The organism is Clostridium sp. BSD9I1, from assembly GCF_900185645.1.
In the GTDB taxonomy this organism is placed as follows: domain Bacteria; phylum Bacillota; class Clostridia; order Clostridiales; family Clostridiaceae; genus Clostridium_AK.
The window spans coordinates 55,187-74,755 of the sequence record NZ_FYAM01000027.1; the positions used below are offsets into that span (position 1 = coordinate 55,187).

Here is a 19,569-nt window from a genome sequence, read left to right on the forward strand (position 1 = left end):
ATATAAATAAAAAGGAGGGTTCTAAATGTTAGAAATAGAAAAGCCTAAAATAGAATGTGTAGAAATGGCTGAGGATGGTTCATATGGCAAGTTTGTTATAGAGCCACTAGAAAGAGGCTATGGAACAACCCTAGGAAATGCTTTAAGAAGAATATTACTTTCTTCATTACCTGGAGCAGCTGTTAATCACATAAAAATTGAAAATGTCCTTCATGAGTTTTCTACTGTTAAGGGAGTAAAAGAGGATGTAGCTGAGTTAATACTAAACATAAAGATGTTAGCTTTAAAAATGAATGGTGATGGACCTAGAACTATATATATAGATGCACAAGGACCAGGCGAAGTTACAGCAGGAGATATTAAAGCAGATGGTGATATAGAAATAATCAATAAAGATTTACATATAGCTACCCTTGATGATGAAGCAAGACTTTACATTGAGCTAATAGTAAATAGAGGTAGAGGATATGTCACTCAAAGCAAGAATAAGGCAGAAGGTATGCCTATAGGAACTATTCCTGTGGATTCAATTTATACTCCGATAAAAAGGGTCAACTTTACTGTTGAAAATACAAGAGTAGGCCAAATAACTGACTATGATAAGTTAACACTTGAATTATGGACTAATGGAACGATTATGCCAGATGAAGCTGTAAGCTTATCATCTAAAATATTAATTGAGCACTTTAAATTATTTATGACTTTAACAGATCACGCAAACAACGTAGAAATAATGGTAGAAAAAGAAGAAGATAAAAAAGAAAAAGTTTTAGAAATGACTATTGAAGAATTAGATTTATCTGTTAGAAGTTATAATTGCTTAAAGAGAGCAGGAATTAATACAGTTCAAGAATTAACAGAAAAAACTATGGATGATATGATGAAAGTTAGAAATCTAGGTAAGAAATCCCTAGAAGAAGTAGAACAAAAGCTTGAAGCTTTAGGCTTAGGTTTGAAACAAAGTGAGGAATAATTCACATATAGAATTTGCGTAAAAGGTAAGGAGGTATAGAGATGGCAGGATATCGTAAATTAGGTCGTCCAACTGACCAAAGAAGAGCTATGCTTAGAAATCTAGTTACTAGTTTCTTAAAAACTGGGAAAATAGAAACTACAGAAACTAGAGCAAAAGAAGCAAAAAACTTAGCTGAAAAAATGATCACTCTAGGAAAAAGAGGAGATCTTCATGCAAGAAGACAGGCACTTGCATTTATAACAGAAGAAGAAGTAGTTACAAACTTATTTGAAAATATAGCTCCTAAATATGCTGAAAGAAACGGTGGATATACTAGAATGTATAAAGTAGGTCCAAGAAGAGGCGATGGAGCTGAAATTGTTATATTAGAATTAGTATAGCAGCTTAGGGGATTAAGGAAATAGCTTAGTCCCCGTTTTAATATTTTGTTAACCACTACGAGGTGTTTAAATGAAAACAAAAATGATTGAATGTAGGGACGTAGTGTATAAGTATGAGGAACATGGTGAGGAAAAGGTTAAGATTGCTGTGAATCACGTAAGTTTAGAAATAACTAGAGGTGAATTTGTAGTAGTTTTAGGAAGAAATGGTTCTGGAAAGTCTACTTTGGCAAAACATTTAAATGCACTTTTAATTCCTACAGAAGGCAAAGTATATGTAAATGACTTAGATACATCAGTAGCAGAAGATATATGGAGTATACGAAATGCAGCAGGAATGGTATTTCAAAATCCTGATAATCAAATAGTGGCTACTATAGTAGAAGAAGATGTTGCCTTTGGACCTGAAAATTTAGGGGTAGATCCTACTGAAATACGTAATAGAGTAGATGACTCTTTAAAAAGGGTAAACATGTATGAATATCGAAAACATGCACCTCATTTATTATCTGGTGGTCAAAAACAACGAATAGCTATTGCAGGAGTGTTAGCTATGATGCCAAAATGCATCATTTTTGATGAGCCTACAGCTATGTTAGATCCATCAGGAAGAAGAGAAGTAGTAAGGACTATAAAAGAACTAAATAAGAAATATGGCATTACTATTATACTTATTACTCACTATATGGAAGAAGCAGTAGAAGCTGATAGAATAATTGTTATGGATTCAGGAAAGGTAATTGAAGAAGGATCGCCTAGGGAGATTTTTAGTAAAGTGGAAACTATGAAGAAAACAGGCCTTGATGTACCTCAAGTGACAGAATTAGCTTATGAACTTCAAAAAGAGGGAATACATATTAATTCAGATATACTAACTATTGATGAGATGGTGAATGTGTTATGCCAATTAAAATAGAAAACTTGACTCATATATATATGAAGGGGACTCCTTTTGAAAAGGTGGCCTTAGATAATGTTTCTATAGAAATAAATAATGGAGAATTTATAGCCCTTATAGGGCATACTGGTTCTGGGAAATCCACTCTTATACAACATATTAATGGTTTACTTAAGCCTAGCTCAGGAAATATAGTTGTAGATGATGTTAATATTACTGCTAAGGGCGTTAAGCTATCAGATATAAGGAAAAAGGTTGGATTGGTATTTCAATACCCAGAATATCAATTATTTGAAGAAACTATAGAAAAGGATATAGCATTTGGTCCCAAAAACTTAGGATTAAATGATGAAGAAGTAGTAAAAAGGGTCAAAAGAGCAATGAATATAGTTGGATTAGATTATGAAACCTATAAAGATAAGTCTCCATTTGAATTAAGTGGAGGCCAAAAAAGAAGAGTTGCAATAGCAGGGGTTGTAGCTATGGAACCTAAGGTTCTTATATTAGATGAACCCACAGCAGGTCTTGACCCAAAAGGTAGAGATGATATATTAGGAAATATAAAGGAACTCCATAATGAATATAACATGACTATTATATTAGTTTCACATAGTATGGAGGATGTAGCAAAATTGGCTACTAGAATACTAGTGATGGATAAAGGAAAATGTATCTTAAATGGGACACCTTCTAAAATATTTAAGGAAATAAATACTTTAGAAAGTGTAGGGCTAGGAGTTCCACAGGTAACTTATTTAGTACAAAGATTAAGAGAAAAAGGCTTCGACATATCTGAAGATGTATTTACTGTAGAACAAGCTAAAACAGAGATCCTAAAGGCTTTGAAGAAAAACTAAATTTTATTGTTAGGAGAATAGCTATGATTAAAGATATTACTTTAGGACAATATATTCCAGGTGATTCTTTTGTTCATAAATTAGATCCGAGAACAAAAATCCTGATATCTTTAATATATATAATTGATTTATTTATAGTTAATAATTTTAAAGGGTATGCTTTTATAGTCTTATTTACTGGAGCAGCAGTAATAGTATCAAAAGTTCCCTTTAAATACATATATAAGGGACTAAAACCTATATTTATATTAATACTGATTACTGCTTTATTAAATATATTTATGACTAGTGGAGGAAGGATTGTTTTTAAGTGGCATTTTATAACTATATATGAGCAAGGATTAAGATTGGCAGCATTTATGGTTATAAGGCTAATATTTTTAATTATAGGAACTTCACTTCTTACTCTTACTACTTCACCAATAGAGCTCACGGATGGGATAGAAAAATTATTAAATCCTTTCAAGAAAATAGGGCTACCAGCTCATGAGCTAGCAATGATGATGACTATAGCTTTAAGATTCATTCCTACTTTAATGGATGAAACGGATAAGATAATGAAGGCCCAGATGGCAAGGGGAGCAGACTTTGAGTCGGGTAACATTATCCAAAGGGCAAAAAGTCTTATTCCTCTTTTAGTACCGTTATTCATAAGTTCTTTTAGAAGGGCGGATGAGCTAGCTATGGCAATGGAAGCACGATGCTATAGAGGTGGAGAGGGTAGAACTAGAATGAAGCAATTAAAATTTTCTAAAAGAGATGTAGTAGCTTGTATAGTTATTATGCTATTAGTAGCTACATCCGTAGGAAGTAGATTTTGGGTATGATTAAAAATATAAAACTTACTATTGAGTATAACGGAACTAGTTTTTATGGATGGCAAAAACAACCTAATGCTAGAACTGTACAAGGTACAATAGAAGAATGCATAGCTAAAGTTACTCAAGAAGAAGTAGAGGTTATAGGATGTAGCCGTACGGATTCAGGAGTGCATGCTAAAAGATTTGTATGTAATTTTGCTACTAGTAGCAAAATACCAAGCGAAAAATTTAGTTATGCAATTAATAGAATACTTCCACCTGAAATCATAATATTAGAATCTGAGGAAGTTACCTTAGATTTCCATGCACGATTTAGCTGTAAAGGAAAGCGGTATGTATATAGTATATTAAGTAGAACATGGCCATCTCCTATTAAAAGGGATTTTACATATCATGTTAAAGATGAATTAGATATAGATAAGATGAATGAAGCTGCAAGGTATCTTATTGGGCGACATGATTTTGCATCCTTTAGAAATTTAGGGAGCAGTGTTCAATCTACCGTAAGAACAATTACAGAATTAAACATTATAAAAAATAATGAATTAATTGAAATTAAAGTTGCAGGAGATGGATTTTTATATAATATGGTTAGAATTATAAGTGGTACTCTGTTAGATGTAGGACTTAATAGAAAAGAACCAAAAGATATTAAAGTCATATTAGAGTCTAGAGATAGAAGGAATGCAGGAAGATCATTGCCTGCAGCAGGGTTATGTCTAGATGAAGTATTTTATTATTAGCATAAAATTTATTGACACACCAGGTACATTGTATTATAATAAATAATGTTTGTATCTTAACATAATAGTATAAGAGATCCACTAGCCCCGGGTCTTTATATAGAACGCATATAGTTGAGTGTTTATTAGTTCAAGGAGGGAAAAGGATGAAATCATACGTTGCAAAACCAGAACAAGTTGAAAGAAAATGGTATATAGTTGATGCTGCTGGCAAACCATTAGGTAGAGTTGCTAGCCAAGTTGCTTCAATATTAAGAGGTAAGAATAAGCCAGTATTTACACCACATGTAGATACAGGAGATTTCGTTATAATAATCAATTCAGAAAAGGTAGTATTAACAGGAAAGAAATTAGATCAGAAGATGTTAAGACACCATTCTCTATATCCAGGTGGATTAAAGGAAACTCCATACAGAGAAGCTTTAGCTAAGAAACCTGAATTTGTATTTGAAGAAGCAGTTAGAAGAATGCTTCCAAAGGGAGTACTTGGAAGACAAATGCTTAGAAAATTAAAAGTATACAGAGGTTCAGAACATAATCATGAAGCTCAGAATCCAGAAGTACTTGAATTAAAATACTAATTGGTAGAGCTTATAGAAGGAGGAGTTAAAATGGCAAAGGTTCAGTATATCGGAACTGGTAGAAGAAAGAAATCTGTTGCAAGAGTAAGATTAGTACCAGGTGAAGGAAAAGTAATAGTTAATAAAAGAGATATAGAAAATTATTTTGGATTAGAAACATTAAGAGTTATAGTTAACCAACCATTAGTATTAACAGCTACTAAAGAAAAATTTGATGTAATTGTTAACGTTCATGGTGGTGGACTTACTGGTCAGGCAGGAGCTATAAGACATGGTATATCAAGAGCTTTATTAAAAGCTGATGAAAACTTAAAGCCTACATTAAAGGCAGAAGGATTCTTAACAAGAGATCCAAGAATGAAGGAAAGAAAGAAATACGGTCTTAAAAAGGCAAGAAGAGCTCCACAGTTCTCAAAGAGATAATATTTCACAAAAAGAGAGGAAACCCCTCTCTTTTTTTATTTTTAGAAATAATTACATAAAACATTTTATAATAAAAAAAATATATAAGGTAAAAACTATTATAGGATTAGAAAGGAGGGATAAAAGTATTGTTAAGACAACACAAAAAAATTTATTTTTTTTCCTTAATACTATTAACAATTATAGTGTGGAAATGCATACCAAATGTATTGGCAGAAAAGGAAATAACAAATGAAAAATCTTCAAGGGTAATTCTTTTAGATCCAGGACATGGAGGAATTGATGGAGGTGCTGTATCACCTACAGGAACTGTAGAAAAACATATAAACTTAGATATAAGTAATAAATTGAAAAGTGAGTTAGAAAAGCAAGGGTTTAAGGTGATAATGACCAGGGAAGAAGATAAAGGATTATATAGTGATATTGGGTCAGTAAGACAAAAGAAGAGAGAGGATCTTAGTAATAGGTCTAAAATGATAATGGAAAGTAACTGTGACGTTTTCGTGAGTATACATTTAAATATGTTTCCTCAAAGAAAGTATTATGGGGCTCAAGTTTGGTATGCCAGCAACGAGTCTAGCAGTAAACTAGCTAACATTATACAAAGTAATTTAAAGGCTTATATAGATAATGGAAATAACAGAATAGAAAAACCAGCTAAGGACGAATATAGAGTATTGAGAAATGTTGGAGAAGTCCCTGCTGTATTAATTGAATGTGGTTTTTTATCAAATGAAGTAGAGGAATCTAAACTTAAAACTGATATATATCAAGAAAAAATAGCTAAAGTAATTGCATTATCAATACAATCTTATTTTGAGAAGTTAGCTGATTCATAAATATATAGATTTAATACTTATATCGTAATTACAAAAATGATATAATATTAAAATGAAATTATGTATAAATTAATGTAAAATTATAAGGTTTTTAGTTGAAATTATAGTGAAATTTTTAATAAAAGTAACTAGTCTGATTATATTGTATATAAATAGACAAAAACTTAAAAAAATTTAATGTTTTTTAAAAAACATATTGATGTTAGATATCGGTTATGTTATTATTAATTTGGTTAATGGATTAGTCCATTAGTCAAATTACCTTTGGGAGTGATTATCATAGAAATCACGATAAATAAAGGGGATAAAGTACCTTTATATATACAAGTTAAAAAGCAAATAATGAATTTAATAAAAGATGGTACTCTCAAAGTAGGATATAAAATGCCCACAGAAAGACAGTTGTCTGAAGATTTGAAAGTAAGTAGGAATACCGTCAGTATGGCTTACAGGGAATTGGAGCAAGAAGGAGTTTTAAAATCCTATCAGGGAAAAGGAACTTTTGTTGAGGAAGAAGTCAAGCTGTGGAAGCATGAGGATGTAATAGAGAAAATAGGTAAATTTATTGATTTGGCTTTTGAAGAAGCAATTGAGACGGGAATAGATGCAGATGAGTTCTTAGGATTGGTTAATCAAAGGTTAGATGATAAAAAGAGACTTATGACTGAAATAAGCGGTGTTTATGTAGAATGCAATATAGAGCAAGCTAAAATATTTGCTAAACAGCTAAGTGAGAAAATATCTATAAACTTTGTGCCGATTACAGTAAACGATTTAAAATCCATGCAAGAGCAAACAGAAAAACTGTTAGAAAAATCACAAATGGTGATTACAACTTTTAATCATGTTAATGAAGTTATAAGACTTACAAAGGCTTATAATAAAAAAGTTTTTGGAGTAGCAATTGCTCCTAATTTGGAAACTATTGTGACAATCGCAAGGTTTTCCATTGAAACTAAATTTGCTTTTGTATGCATTACAGAAGAATTTAAATTTAAAGTAAGAAGAGCTTTAGAGAGTGCTGGTTTAGGGAATATATGCGTAGAATATACAAATTCTTTTGATAAGGATCAGCTAAACAAAATTATATCTAAATCAGATGTAGTGATTGCATCTCCAGGCAGATATAATGATGTGAAGAATCTCATAAAAGATGATAAACAAATAATTAATTTTTTATATAGCTTAGATGAGGGTACTGTAAAAGCATTAAAGTCTAAGATACTTGAAATTAGATACCTTAGATAAGTTATTAATAAGCTTACAATATATAATTTTATATATAAGAATTTTCTAGGAGGTTTTGAAAATGGAGAAAAAGACAATAGTTCTTGGAGTTATTGGTTCAGATTGCCATGCTGTAGGAAACAAAATATTAGATCATTCATTTACAGCAGCAGGCTTCAATGTTATTAACATAGGAGTTTTATCACCACAGGAAGATTTTATAAATGCAGCAATAGAAACTAAGGCAGATGCTATATTAGTTTCATCTCTTTATGGACAGGGAGAAATTGACTGTAAAGGATTAAGACAGAAATGTGATGAAGCAGGACTTAAAGGAATAACTTTATTCGTTGGTGGAAACATAGTTGTTGGAAAGCAGAACTGGCCAGATGTTGAACAGAGATTCTTAGACATGGGATTTGATAGAGTTTACCCACCAGGAACATCACCAGAAACTAGCATAGCTGATTTAAAAGAAGCATTAGGAATTAAATAATTAGTTAGTAAGCTATTTATATGTAGTCTTACGATTGATTTGGGAGTTGATGAAGGTGGATGCTTATTTATTATTGGATTTTGGTAGCACGTATACAAAGTTAACTGCTGTTGATATAGAAAATGAAGAAATACTAGCTACAGCTAAGGATATTACAACTGTAGAAAGTGATATAATGATTGGCTTTAATAAAGCTTATGATAGTCTTATGTCTCAATTAGAGGGTAAGGAAGTAAACTTTATTGAAAAGCTTGCATGTTCTTCAGCAGCTGGGGGCTTAAAGATGATTGCTATAGGTCTCGTACCAGAACTTACAGCTGAAGCGGCTAAAAGGGCAGCTTTAGGTGCAGGAGCAAGAGTATTAAATGTATATAGTTATGATTTAACTTCCAGGGAAATGGAAGAAATAAAGAATTCTAATTTAGATATAATACTTTTAGCAGGTGGTACTAACGGTGGTAACAAAGAGTGCATAATCCATAATGCCAAAATGATTGCAGAACATGGTATTAAACTTCCAGTGGTTGTAGCAGGAAATAAAGTAGCTAGTGATGAAATAGCTGAAATATTCGATAAAGCAGGTATATTATATAGAATCACTGAAAATGTAATGCCTAAACTTAATGTATTAAATGTAGAACCTGCAAGAGAAGAAATAAGACAAATATTTATGAAAAGAATAGTAGAAGCAAAAGGCATGAAAAGTGCTGAAGGCTTTATAAATGGGATATTAATGCCAACTCCTGCAGCAGTTTTAAAAGCAGCTAGAGTTCTAGCTGAAGGAACTGATAAGGAAGATGGATTAGGGGACATCGTGGTAGTAGATATTGGTGGAGCAACCACAGATATTCATTCTATCAGCGATGGTGAACCAACTAAGCCAGGAGTAACATTAAGAGGGTTACAGGAACCTTTTGCAAAGAGAACAGTAGAGGGAGACTTAGGTATGAGATATTCCGCAGTTTCTCTTTGGGAGGCAGCAGGTACTCGTAAGGTTCAAAAGTATCTCTGCGATGACAGTGTAGATGTAGAAGCTTCTTGTAGGCATAGGGCAGCTAACATAAGGATGGTTCCTCAAACTGAAGAAGAAATAAAGTTTGATGAGGCCATGGGAATGGTTGCTACTGATTTAGCTATGGAAAGACATGTTGGATATATTGAAAGCATGTATACTCCTATGGGTGTTGTATATAGTCAAATAGGAAAAGACCTTTTAAGGACTAAATACATGATAGGTACTGGAGGAGTATTAGTTCATAGTAAAAATGCAGCAGGTATATTAAAAGCAGGAGCATTTGATATGGCTGATCCAACGCACTTAAAACCTGAAAAACCTGATTTCTACTTAGATAAAACATATATACTTTCTGCAATGGGATTACTTGCAGAAAAAGAACCTGACATAGCAATTAGAATAATGAAAAAATATTTAGTTAAAGTTTGATAGGAGGGAATTTTCGTGGAACTTAGAAATAAAAGATGGACTGATGAACAGTTTTTTAGTGAAAGAGAAGAAGTTTTAAAACAGTGGCCAACTGGTAAAGACGTAGATTTACAAGAGGCTGTAGATTTCTTAAAGAAAGTACCAACAGAAAAGAATTTTGCTGACAAATTAGTTAGAGCAAAAGAAGCTGGAATGACAATGGCACAGCCAAGAGCAGGTGTTGCATTACTTGATGAGCACATAGCTTTATTACAGCATTTACAAAATGAAGGTGGAGCAGATTTCTTACCATCTACAATAGATGCTTACACTAGACAAAACAGATATGAAGAGTGTGAAATTGGTATACAGGAAAGCTTAAAAGCAGGAAGATCATTACTTAATGGATTCCCAGCTGTTAACCATGGAGTTGCAGGTTGTAGAAAAGTTCTAGAAGGAGTAAATATACCATTACAGGCTAGACACGGTACACCAGATGGAAGATTACTTGCTGAAATAACTCATGCAGGTGGATATACTTCCAATGAAGGTGGCGGTATTTCTTACAATATACCATATGCTAAATCTGTTTCAATAGAAAAAACATTATTAGATTGGCAGTATTGTGATAGACTTGTTGGTTTCTATGAAGAACAAGGAGTTCACATAAACAGAGAACCATTTGGACCATTAACAGGAACTTTAGTTCCACCATCAATGTCCAATGCAGTAGGAATTACAGAAGCTTTACTTGCTGCTGAGCAGGGAGTTAAGAACATAACTGTTGGATATGGTGAATGTGGAAACATGATCCAGGATATAGCTGCTTTAAGATGCTTAGAAGAACAGACAAATGAATACTTAAAAGCTTATGGATACAATGATGTATTTGTAACTACAGTATTCCATCAGTGGATGGGTGGATTCCCACAAGATGAATCCAAAGCATTTGGTGTTATAGTTACAGCTACAACAATAGCTGCACTAGCAGGAGCAACTAAAATAATAGTTAAAACTCCACACGAAGCTATTGGTATCCCAACTAAAGAAGCAAATGCTTCAGGTATCAAAGCTACAAAGATGGCATTAAACATGTTAGAAGGACAGAGAATGCCAATGTCCAAAGAATTAGAAGCAGAAATGAATCTAATCAAAGCTGAAACTAAGTGCATACTTGACAAAATGTTTGAACTTGGTAATGGTGACTTAGCAGTTGGTACTGTTAAAGCATTTGAAACTGGAGTAATGGATATTCCATTCGGACCAAGCAAATACAATGCAGGTAAGATGATGCCAGTTAGAGATAACTTAGGATGCGTAAGATACTTAGAATTTGGTAACATTCCATTTACTGAAGAAATAAAGAACTTCAACAGAGAAAAACTTCAGGAAAGAGCTAAAGTTGAAGGTAGAGATGTAAGCTTCCAGATGGTTATCGACGATATATTTGCAGTTGGTAAGGGAAGACTTATAGGAAGACCTTAATTAATATAATTAATCTCTTCTGATATATTATTAATATTGTTTATTACCACATTAGCTGTTGATAGTAATACTATCAACGGCGAATGTGGATTAAAATGCATAAAATATAAATAATAAAAAAAAATAAAAAGGACAGGTGAATATTATGAAAATTGTTGACGTAATCTGTACCCCAGGTTTAACTGGTTTCTACTTTGATGACCAGAGAGCAATAAAAAAGGGAGCAGGACATGATGGCTTTACTTACACTGGAGACACTGTAACAGAAGGATTTACTCAAGTAAGACAAAAAGGTGAATCAATTTCTGTTATGTTTATTCTTGAAGATGGTCAAGTTTCACACGGAGATTGTGCTGCTGTTCAGTATTCAGGAGCAGGCGGAAGAGATCCATTATTCTTAGCTCAAGATTTCATACCTGTTATAGAAAAAGAAATAGCTCCAAAATTAATTGGAAGAGAAATAACAAGCTTTAAAGCAATGGCTGAAGAGTTTGATAAAATGACTGTTAATGGCAATAGATTACATACTGCTATAAGATACGGTATATCTCAAGCTATACTTGATGCAGTAGCTAAAACACAAAAATTAACTATGGCTGAAGTTATAAGAAATGAATATAACCCAGGCGCAGAATTACTACCAGTTGCAGTATTTGCTCAATCTGGTGATGATAGATATGACAACGTTGATAAAATGATAATAAAAGAAGCAGATGTATTACCACATGCTTTAATAAATCACGTTGAAGAAAAATTAGGTGCTAAAGGAGAAAAACTTCTTGAGTACGTTAAATGGTTAAGAGACAGAATAATAAAATTAAGAGTTAGAGAAGACTACGCTCCAATATTCCACATCGACGTATATGGAACAATTGGCGCTGCATTCGATGTTAACATAAAAGCTATGGCTGATTACATCGAAACTTTAGCAGAAGCTGCTAACCCATTCCACTTAAGAATCGAAGGACCAATGGACGTTGAAGATAGACAAAAACAGATGGAAGCTATGAGAGACTTAAGAGCAGAATTAGACGGAAGAGGATTATCCGTAGAATTAGTTGCTGATGAATGGTGTAACACAGTTGAAGACGTTAAATTCTTCACTGATAACAAAGCTGGACACATGGTTCAGATCAAAACTCCAGACCTTGGTGGAGTTAACAATATAGCTGATGCTATAATGTACTGTAAAGCAAACGGTATGGGAGCATACTGTGGAGGAACTTGTAACGAAACTAACAGATCCGCAGAAGTTACTACTAACATAGGTATAGCTTGTGGAGCTAAACAAGTTCTTGCTAAACCAGGTATGGGCGTTGACGAAGGAATGATGATCGTTAAAAACGAAATGAACAGAGTTTTAGCTCTTGCTGGAAGAAGAAAATAATTCAATAAAACTATAAAAACTTAAAGATAGGAAAGGCGGTTTAATGTAAACTGCCTTTTCTACTATAATAGATTAATTTATAATATTTTGAAGGGAGGCATTTATCTAGCAAGTAATATAATAATTTACTTGTCTGGTAAATAATTGAGATATGAAAGAAGTACATGTTTCTGAAATTACAAAAAATATAAGACAAATGTGCATAGATGCTAACTACTATCTTCCAGAGGATGTTAAGAAAAAAATGGAAGAATACCATGAAAAAGAACAATGGGGAATGGCAAAAGGCATACTTGAAAAAATATTAACCAATATTGATATATCTAAAAATGAAGATAGACCAGCTTGTCAGGATACAGGAATGGCTTGCATATTTGTAGAAATGGGTCAAGATGTACATATTACGGGTGGAAATCTTGAAGATGCTATAAATGAAGGTGTAAGACAAGGATATGAAGAAGGATATTTAAGAAAATCTGTTGTAAATGATCCAATTGAAAGAATAAATACAAAAGATAATACTCCAGCTATAATATATTATGATATAGTACCTGGAGATAAGCTAAAAATAACTGTTGCTCCTAAGGGATTTGGTTCTGAAAACATGAGCCAATTAAAAATGTTAAAACCTGCTGATGGATTAAAGGGAGTAAAGGATTTCGTATTAAAAGTAGTTAAGGATGCAGGTCCAAACCCATGCCCACCAATCGTTGTAGGTATAGGTATAGGTGGAACTTTTGATAAAGCTGCAAATATGGCAAAAAAGGCATTAATGAGATCTTTAGATGAAGAGAATCCAAAGCCTTACTATGCAAACTTAGAAAAGGAATTACTAGAAGAAATCAATGCATTAGGAATAGGACCACAAGGGTTTGGTGGACTTACAACAGCTATTGCAGTTAATATAGAAAGCTATGCAACTCATATAGCAGGATTACCTGTAGCAGTAAATATAAACTGCCATGTTACAAGACATAAGAGTGTAGAGTTTTAGGGGGGAGAAATAAATGGATATAAGAATTACAACTCCATTAACAGCAGAAAAAGTTAAAGGCTTAAAGGCAGGAGACTCAGTACTTCTTACTGGAGTTATATATACTTCAAGAGATGCTGGACATAAAAGATTAGTAGATCTATTAGATAAAGGTGAAGAATTACCAGTTGATGTAAAAGATCAAATAATATATTATGTTGGACCAACACCTGCAAAACCAGGCCAGCCAATAGGTTCAGCAGGTCCAACTACAAGCTATAGAATGGATCCATATACTCCAAAACTTTTAGACGCAGGTTTAAAAGGAATGATTGGAAAAGGATTAAGATCACAAGAAGTTATCGATGCTATAAAGAGAAACACTGGTGTTTACTTTGCAGCAATCGGTGGAGCAGCAGCATTAATGGGAAGATCAGTTAAAAAGGCTGAAATAGTTACTTATGAAGATTTAGGTGCTGAAGCTTTAAGAAGATTAGAAGTAGAAGATTTACCAGTTGTTGTTGTTATAGATAGTGAAGGTAATAACTTATATGAAATGGGACAACAAGCATATTTAAATAGCTTAAAGTAGTTCAAATTAATAGTTAAAACTGAGGATTTTAAAAGTCTTCAGTTTTAACTGTTGGTTTTAGAAAGGAAGGTAAAAATAATGAAAATAAATAAGGTAGCTAAAGCTGGAACTTTGGAATCAAATGATGCTCTTATCATGATAATACCAAATGATAATACAGGAGTAGAAGTTGAAATAGAAAGTATAGTTATGAAGCAATTCGGAGAACAAATAAAGAAAGTTATATTAGAAAAGGCAACTGAACTAGAACTTGATGGAGTTAAAATACAGGTTCAAGATAAGGGAGCTCTTGATTACACATTAAAAGCAAGACTTGCAACTGCTGTATCAAGAGCACAATAATTCACAATATGCTTAAAAAAGAATTTGAGGTGAAGTTACTATGAAAAAATTAAGAAGAACTATGTTATTCATGCCTGGTAATAATCCTGGAATGCTTCAAAATGCCCCTATTTTAGGAGCAGATGCTGTTATTCTAGATTTAGAAGATGCTGTTAGCTTAACTGAAAAAGATGCAGCTAGAGAATTAGTTAAAGGAGCTATAAAGACAGTAGACTATTCAAAAGTTGAATTAGTAGTTAGAATAAATCCTTTAGATACTGAATTTGGACCAACAGATTTAGAAGCTATGGCAAGAGTTAAACCAGATACTATATTAGTACCAAAAGCAACAAGAGAACAGCTTATTGAAGCCGATGCAATAATTACTAAGATAGAAGAAGAAGAAGGATTTGAAAAGGGAAGCATTAACTTATTTGGTCTTATAGAAACTGCTTATGGATTAGAAACTGTATATGATGTTGCTACAGCTACTCCAAGACTTGTAGGACTACTTTTAGGAGCAGAAGATTTAACTTCAGACTTTGGAATAAAGAGAACTAAAGAAAGTGAAGAAATTTCCTATGCAAGAAATAGATTCTCAGCAGCTTGTAGAGCAGCAAGAATAGATGCTATAGATACACCATTTACTGATACAAACGATTACGAAGGATTAAGACTTGATACAATGAAGGCTAAATCAATAGGATTTACAGGAAAAGCTTCTATAAACCCAAGACAAGTAGATACTATTCACTCAGTATTTAATCCAACTGAAGCTGAAATTAAGTATGCAATAAGAGTTCTTGAAGCAAGAGATGAAGCTTTTGCAAAGGGTCTTGGAGTATTCTCCTTAGATGGAAAAATGATAGATGCACCTGTTATAAATAGAGCAATAACAACTGTTGAATTAGCTAAGAGATTAGGACTTATAAGATAATCTCAAGTTAAATGTAATATAAATAATAAAGCGAGGGATTAAGATGAAAAATGTGCTTGGTAGAGAACTACCAGATTATATAGAAGGTTATGGTGAAATAAAGCCATTTGAAGGCGCTTTTGAAAATTGTGGAGTAGTAGAAAAAAGATCAATGAAAGTTAAAAGCGTAATTCCAGGAGAAAACAAGGTATTAGCGAGCATTGAAGAAGCTTTAGACAAAGTAGAAATAAAAGATGGTATGACAATTTCCTTCCACCATCACTTAAGAAATGGTGACTTTGTTTTAAATATGGTAATGCATGCAATAGCTAAAAGAGGAATTAAGGATATAACTATTGCTGCAAGTTCCATATTCCCAATACATGAACCACTTGTAGAATATATGAAGAGTGGAGTTGTAACAGGAATATATGCAAACTATATGTCAGGTCCTGTAGCTCAAGCTATATCAAAGGGATACTTAAAGAAACCAGCCGTTATGATGACTCATGGTGGAAGACCAAGAGCTATGGAATGCGGAGACTTACATGTTGATGTAGCCTTTATTGCAGCTCCAACAGCTGATACATATGGTAACTTAAATGGAGTTCAAGGACCATCTGCTTGTGGTACTTTAGGATATGCTGTTACTGATGCGGAATATGCTGATAAAGTAGTAGCTATTACTGATAACTTAGTTCCATATCCAGCATGCCCTATAGATATCACACAAATATATGTAGATTATATTGTAAAAATTGATTCTATAGGAAATCCAGCAGGAATAGTTTCTGGAACAACAAAGGTAACTAAAGATCCTGTAGGACTTAAGATAGCAAAAATGGCAACTGAAGTTATAGAAGCATCAGGACTAATTAAAGATGGCTTATCATTCCAAACAGGTGCAGGTGGTACTTCCCTTGCAGTTGCAGCAGAATTAAAAGAAATAATGAAAGCTAAAGGTGTAGTAGGAAGCTTTGCAGCAGGTGGAATCACTGGATATATTGTAGAAATGTTTGAAGAAGGACTATTCAAAAACTTATTTGATGTACAGTGCTTTGATTTAAAAGCTATAGAATCCTATACTAAAAATCCAGGACACATGGCAATGTCAGCTTCCATGTATGGTAACCCACATAATAAAGGTGCAGTAGCAAATAACTTAGATGTTATGATACTAGGTGCTACAGAAATAGATACTAACTTTAATGTTAACGTAACAACTGGATCTGATGGAGTAATCATGGGTGGTTCAGGTGGACACAGTGATACTGCTGCAGGTTCAAAACTTGCTATTATAGTTACAAACCTTGTAAAAGCAAGATTACCAATTATCAAAGATAAAGTTACAACAGTTACAACTCCAGGTGAAAGCATAGATGTTTTAGTTACAGAAAGAGGAATTGCTGTAAATCCAAGAAGACAGGATTTAATAGAAAAATTAAAAGAAACTAATCTTCCTGTAATGACTATAGAAGAGTTAAAGGAAGTAGCTGAAAAAATGACAGGAAAACCTGAAGCAATAAAAACAACTGATGAAATTGTAGCTATAGTCGAATACAGAAATGGTACTGTAATTGATGTAGTTAAAAAACCTTTAGAATAATATAAAAATAAGGGCTGCATTTAGCAGTCCTTATTTTTTATTTAAAATTAATAGGGTATAATAATATATGACTAAATAAAAAACTGTAATAGGAGTAGATTTAAATGATATATGGTTTAAACTTACATAATATAAACTTGAAAAATGAAGAAGAAAGAAAAAGAGTATATAATTTTTTAGAAAGTTTTGGACTTAAGTTGGATGATGATGTAGATTATACTTTGGTTATGGAGATTGAAGGAGAGATAAAAGCAACTTGCTCAAAAGCAAAGAACATTTTTAAATGTTTTGCAGTTTCAGATGATTTAAGAGGCGAAAACGTTACATCTACACTTATCACATCACTAATAGATAAATCTTTTGAAGAAGGTATATATCATAACTTTATATTTACAAAGCCAGATAAGAAGGAAGTGTTTAAATCTCTTAGCTTTAAAGTATTATATGAAGCTCATGATGCAGTGTTTTTAGAATATGGAATATATGATATAAATAAATCTTTAAACAAAATTAAGGAAAAGTATAACATAGATGATTCAATAGAAAAAGGGGCATTGGTAATGAATTGTAACCCTTTTACTTTAGGGCATAGATATTTAATTGAAGAAGCCTCAAAGGTATGTAAAGAAGTGATTGTGTTTATAGTTGAAGAAGATAAATCCTTATTTCCATTTGAGTTTAGATATAATTTAGTTAAAGAAGGCACAAAGGATTTAGAAAATGTAAAAGTTATCCCTGGAGGAGAATATATAATATCCTCTGCTACATTCCCTACATATTTCATAAGGGAAGATGATACAAGGTCAAGGGCCCATGGAGAAATTGATGCAGGTATATTTGGGAAGTATTTTGGAGAAAAGTTTAATATTAAAAAAAGGTTTGTAGGAGAAGAGCCTTATGATGAGGTAACTCGTGCTTATAATGAAGCTTTGAAAAATACACTACCAAACCATGGCATAGAGCTTGTAGAAATAAGGAGGAAAGAACAAGGTGGAAGTTTTATTAGTGCTTCTAGGGTAAGAGAACTTATAAGAACTGATAGATTAGATGAAATAAAAGACTTAGTACCTGAAGTGACTTTTGAATTTTTAAAATCTGAAAAGGGGAAAGAGATAGGGGAGAAAATAAAAAACACCAAATCTCGACACTAAGATGAAAAATTATAATGCTTTAGATATTTTAAATGCACGAGAAGAAAGAGTTTACTTAATAGAAGAGCTTATAGAAAAATATTCACTATCAATTGTATGCTTAAGAATAAATTTTCCGGGAGAAATTAAGAATAATGATCTTACCTCTAATATATCGAAAGTATTAAGGGAAGAAATTTCTAATATTTTTAGGGATTATGTCTTATATGAGGATTTTAAGTTTACTGCTGAAGGCCCATTACTAATACTAGTAGTAAATGAGGATGCTTCGATTGTAAAGAAAAAAACTATAGAACTTGAAGAAAATCATTTACTTGGAAGGCTTGGAGATATAGATGTATACGATAAGGATGGGAATGGAATAAGTAGAAAAGACTTGGGATATCTATCAAGAAAATGCTTTATATGTAGTGATATGGCACAAAATTGTGTAAGAGCTCAAAAGCATTCAATAGATGAAGTAATAAAATTTATACAAGAAAGATACATAAAATATCTAAATAAAGAAGCGGAGAAAACAGATGACTAAGGATTTTAATATTCATGAAGCTGCATTTGATATAAGCAGTTTTGCAATACAATCAATGCTTTATGAAGTAGCCTGTGCTCCTTCACCAGGACTTGTATCTGTAATATCAACGGGTGCTCATAATGACATGGATCATTATACATTTATAGATAGCACTTGTGCCTTAATAAAATACTTGACTTTATGTGTAGAAGAGGGGTTTTCTTCTAAGAATTCAAGAGAATTATTAAAATATATTCGTCCTATAGGAATAGAGGGAGAAAAGCAGATGTTTAAAAAGACATCTGGAATAAATACGCATAAGGGTATGCTATTCTTAATGGGCATAGCATGCGTTGCTACAGGAAAGGCAATTCACGATAAAAGGCAATTTAGAGATATTCCTGAGATAATTAAAGATATGTGTGAAGGTTTAGTTGAAAGAGAACTTTATCCATTAAAAGAGGAAGTAAAAAAATATGAATCATTAGAGGAACTTTCTAGAAAAAGAAAGCTTTCATATGGTGAAAAACTATATCTTCTCTATAACACAGAAGGGATAAGAGGAGAAGTAGAAAGAGGACTTCCGATAATATTTAAATTTTCATTAGATTTTTACGAGGAAAATAATTGCTTAACTCAAAACGACAGATTAGTAAATACTCTCTTGGGAATAATGCAGTATTCAGAAGACTCTAATGTACTTCATAGACATTCTAAGGAGATACTTTCAGAAGTACAGGAAAGAGCAAGATATATAATAAGCATTGGTGGTATGAACACTGTAGGAGGAAAACAAGCAATAAGAGATTTAGATATAGATTTTACTAATAGAAGAATAAGCCCAGGAGGAAGTGCAGACCTACTGGCAGTTACTGTGTTTTTTTCACTGGTGAAAGAATACTTTGATACTAATAATTTAGAGTGAAATATTGTAAGTTTTACATAAGTAGATAGTCCCTAATC

The 19,569-nt window shown here is 32.7% G+C and carries 22 protein-coding genes; all 22 read left to right on the top strand.

Annotated elements, in window-relative coordinates; translation table 11 throughout:
- Positions 1-25 precede the first annotated feature (25 nt).
- The 22 genes from BSD9I1_RS17230 to citG all read left to right on the top strand — a co-directional run bounded on the left by BSD9I1_RS17230 (position 26) and on the right by citG (position 19,531).
- Positions 26-973 (top strand): DNA-directed RNA polymerase subunit alpha, encoded by a 948-nt coding sequence (locus BSD9I1_RS17230; protein ID WP_035306501.1) that lies wholly within the window; start codon positions 26-28, stop codon positions 971-973.
- Positions 974-1,014: 41 nt separating this feature from the next.
- On the top strand, positions 1,015-1,356 hold the full coding sequence (gene rplQ / locus BSD9I1_RS17235; protein WP_035306503.1) for a 50S ribosomal protein L17: 342 nt from the start codon (positions 1,015-1,017) through the stop codon (positions 1,354-1,356).
- Between the two features lie 70 nt (positions 1,357-1,426).
- Positions 1,427-2,272, top strand: coding sequence for an energy-coupling factor transporter ATPase (locus tag BSD9I1_RS17240; protein ID WP_186431347.1), 846 nt, complete (start codon positions 1,427-1,429; stop codon positions 2,270-2,272).
- Positions 2,257-3,111 (top strand): energy-coupling factor transporter ATPase, encoded by an 855-nt coding sequence (locus tag BSD9I1_RS17245; RefSeq protein ID WP_035306510.1) that lies wholly within the window; start codon positions 2,257-2,259, stop codon positions 3,109-3,111. Before BSD9I1_RS17240 ends, BSD9I1_RS17245 begins: the two co-directional genes overlap by 16 nt.
- A 23-nt stretch (positions 3,112-3,134) precedes the next feature.
- Positions 3,135-3,938 (top strand): energy-coupling factor transporter transmembrane protein EcfT, encoded by an 804-nt coding sequence (locus BSD9I1_RS17250; RefSeq protein ID WP_035306513.1) that lies wholly within the window; start codon positions 3,135-3,137, stop codon positions 3,936-3,938.
- Entirely contained in the window at positions 3,938-4,675 is a 738-nt protein-coding gene (gene truA, locus BSD9I1_RS17255) for a tRNA pseudouridine(38-40) synthase TruA (RefSeq protein ID WP_186431623.1), read from the top strand. Before BSD9I1_RS17250 ends, truA begins: the two co-directional genes overlap by 1 nt.
- Before the next feature lie 146 nt (positions 4,676-4,821).
- Positions 4,822-5,256 (top strand): 50S ribosomal protein L13, encoded by a 435-nt coding sequence (rplM, locus tag BSD9I1_RS17260; protein ID WP_035306515.1) that lies wholly within the window; start codon positions 4,822-4,824, stop codon positions 5,254-5,256.
- Positions 5,257-5,286: 30 nt separating this feature from the next.
- The gene (gene rpsI, locus BSD9I1_RS17265) at positions 5,287-5,679 is read left to right on the top strand and encodes a 30S ribosomal protein S9 (RefSeq protein WP_035306517.1); all 393 of its coding nucleotides are present in this window, start codon (positions 5,287-5,289) and stop codon (positions 5,677-5,679) included.
- A 128-nt stretch (positions 5,680-5,807) separates the two neighbouring features.
- Positions 5,808-6,518: an N-acetylmuramoyl-L-alanine amidase CwlD gene (cwlD, locus tag BSD9I1_RS17270; protein WP_186431348.1), complete on the top strand. Its 711-nt coding sequence runs from the start codon at positions 5,808-5,810 to the stop codon at positions 6,516-6,518.
- Between the two features lie 270 nt (positions 6,519-6,788).
- Entirely contained in the window at positions 6,789-7,766 is a 978-nt protein-coding gene (locus BSD9I1_RS17275) for a GntR family transcriptional regulator (RefSeq protein WP_186431349.1), read from the top strand.
- Between the two features lie 61 nt (positions 7,767-7,827).
- On the top strand, positions 7,828-8,241 hold the full coding sequence (mamA, locus tag BSD9I1_RS17280) for a methylaspartate mutase subunit S (RefSeq protein ID WP_035306523.1): 414 nt from the start codon (positions 7,828-7,830) through the stop codon (positions 8,239-8,241).
- Between the two features lie 55 nt (positions 8,242-8,296).
- Complete coding sequence (glmL, locus tag BSD9I1_RS17285) at positions 8,297-9,685, top strand: methylaspartate mutase accessory protein GlmL (RefSeq protein ID WP_207653916.1); 1,389 nt, start codon at positions 8,297-8,299, stop codon at positions 9,683-9,685.
- A 15-nt stretch (positions 9,686-9,700) separates the two neighbouring features.
- The gene (locus BSD9I1_RS17290; RefSeq protein WP_035306527.1) at positions 9,701-11,149 is read left to right on the top strand and encodes a methylaspartate mutase subunit E; all 1,449 of its coding nucleotides are present in this window, start codon (positions 9,701-9,703) and stop codon (positions 11,147-11,149) included.
- Positions 11,150-11,294: 145 nt separating this feature from the next.
- Entirely contained in the window at positions 11,295-12,536 is a 1,242-nt protein-coding gene (locus BSD9I1_RS17295; RefSeq protein WP_035306529.1) for a methylaspartate ammonia-lyase, read from the top strand.
- A 151-nt stretch (positions 12,537-12,687) separates the two neighbouring features.
- A complete protein-coding gene (locus tag BSD9I1_RS17300; RefSeq protein ID WP_186431351.1) occupies positions 12,688-13,530 on the top strand; it encodes a fumarate hydratase in 843 nt (280 codons plus the stop codon).
- Between the two features lie 13 nt (positions 13,531-13,543).
- The gene (locus BSD9I1_RS17305; RefSeq protein WP_186431352.1) at positions 13,544-14,101 is read left to right on the top strand and encodes a Fe-S-containing hydro-lyase; all 558 of its coding nucleotides are present in this window, start codon (positions 13,544-13,546) and stop codon (positions 14,099-14,101) included.
- A gap of 78 nt (positions 14,102-14,179) precedes the next feature.
- Entirely contained in the window at positions 14,180-14,443 is a 264-nt protein-coding gene (gene citD / locus BSD9I1_RS17310) for a citrate lyase acyl carrier protein (protein ID WP_186431353.1), read from the top strand.
- Positions 14,444-14,483: 40 nt separating this feature from the next.
- The gene (locus tag BSD9I1_RS17315) at positions 14,484-15,359 is read left to right on the top strand and encodes a CoA ester lyase (RefSeq protein WP_035306538.1); all 876 of its coding nucleotides are present in this window, start codon (positions 14,484-14,486) and stop codon (positions 15,357-15,359) included.
- 43 nt (positions 15,360-15,402) lie between these two features.
- Positions 15,403-16,944, top strand: coding sequence for a citrate lyase subunit alpha (citF, locus tag BSD9I1_RS17320; RefSeq protein ID WP_186431354.1), 1,542 nt, complete (start codon positions 15,403-15,405; stop codon positions 16,942-16,944).
- Positions 16,945-17,048: 104 nt separating this feature from the next.
- Positions 17,049-18,095, top strand: a complete 1,047-nt coding sequence (citC, locus tag BSD9I1_RS17325) for a [citrate (pro-3S)-lyase] ligase (RefSeq protein WP_306345889.1) — start codon at positions 17,049-17,051, stop codon at positions 18,093-18,095.
- Position 18,096: 1 nt separating this feature from the next.
- The gene (gene citX, locus BSD9I1_RS17330; protein ID WP_186431355.1) at positions 18,097-18,624 is read left to right on the top strand and encodes a citrate lyase holo-[acyl-carrier protein] synthase; all 528 of its coding nucleotides are present in this window, start codon (positions 18,097-18,099) and stop codon (positions 18,622-18,624) included.
- Positions 18,617-19,531: a triphosphoribosyl-dephospho-CoA synthase CitG gene (gene citG, locus BSD9I1_RS17335; RefSeq protein WP_186431356.1), complete on the top strand. Its 915-nt coding sequence runs from the start codon at positions 18,617-18,619 to the stop codon at positions 19,529-19,531. Before citX ends, citG begins: the two co-directional genes overlap by 8 nt.
- The last annotated feature ends 38 nt before the right edge of the window (positions 19,532-19,569 follow it).

Coding starts and splice junctions, on each gene's coding strand:
- BSD9I1_RS17245 (WP_035306510.1), top strand. CDS start 2,257: ATGCCAATTAAAATAGAAAACTTGACTCATATATATATGAAGGGGACT.
- rpsI (WP_035306517.1), top strand. CDS start 5,287: ATGGCAAAGGTTCAGTATATCGGAACTGGTAGAAGAAAGAAATCTGTT.
- BSD9I1_RS17305 (WP_186431352.1), top strand. CDS start 13,544: ATGGATATAAGAATTACAACTCCATTAACAGCAGAAAAAGTTAAAGGC.
- rplQ (WP_035306503.1), top strand. CDS start 1,015: ATGGCAGGATATCGTAAATTAGGTCGTCCAACTGACCAAAGAAGAGCT.
- BSD9I1_RS17250 (WP_035306513.1), top strand. CDS start 3,135: ATGATTAAAGATATTACTTTAGGACAATATATTCCAGGTGATTCTTTT.
- citX (WP_186431355.1), top strand. CDS start 18,097: ATGAAAAATTATAATGCTTTAGATATTTTAAATGCACGAGAAGAAAGA.
- citG (WP_186431356.1), top strand. CDS start 18,617: ATGACTAAGGATTTTAATATTCATGAAGCTGCATTTGATATAAGCAGT.
- BSD9I1_RS17230 (WP_035306501.1), top strand. CDS start 26: ATGTTAGAAATAGAAAAGCCTAAAATAGAATGTGTAGAAATGGCTGAG.
- BSD9I1_RS17315 (WP_035306538.1), top strand. CDS start 14,484: ATGAAAAAATTAAGAAGAACTATGTTATTCATGCCTGGTAATAATCCT.
- citC (WP_306345889.1), top strand. CDS start 17,049: ATGATATATGGTTTAAACTTACATAATATAAACTTGAAAAATGAAGAA.
- citD (WP_186431353.1), top strand. CDS start 14,180: ATGAAAATAAATAAGGTAGCTAAAGCTGGAACTTTGGAATCAAATGAT.
- BSD9I1_RS17240 (WP_186431347.1), top strand. CDS start 1,427: ATGAAAACAAAAATGATTGAATGTAGGGACGTAGTGTATAAGTATGAG.
- rplM (WP_035306515.1), top strand. CDS start 4,822: ATGAAATCATACGTTGCAAAACCAGAACAAGTTGAAAGAAAATGGTAT.
- BSD9I1_RS17300 (WP_186431351.1), top strand. CDS start 12,688: ATGAAAGAAGTACATGTTTCTGAAATTACAAAAAATATAAGACAAATG.
- mamA (WP_035306523.1), top strand. CDS start 7,828: ATGGAGAAAAAGACAATAGTTCTTGGAGTTATTGGTTCAGATTGCCAT.
- BSD9I1_RS17295 (WP_035306529.1), top strand. CDS start 11,295: ATGAAAATTGTTGACGTAATCTGTACCCCAGGTTTAACTGGTTTCTAC.
- citF (WP_186431354.1), top strand. CDS start 15,403: ATGAAAAATGTGCTTGGTAGAGAACTACCAGATTATATAGAAGGTTAT.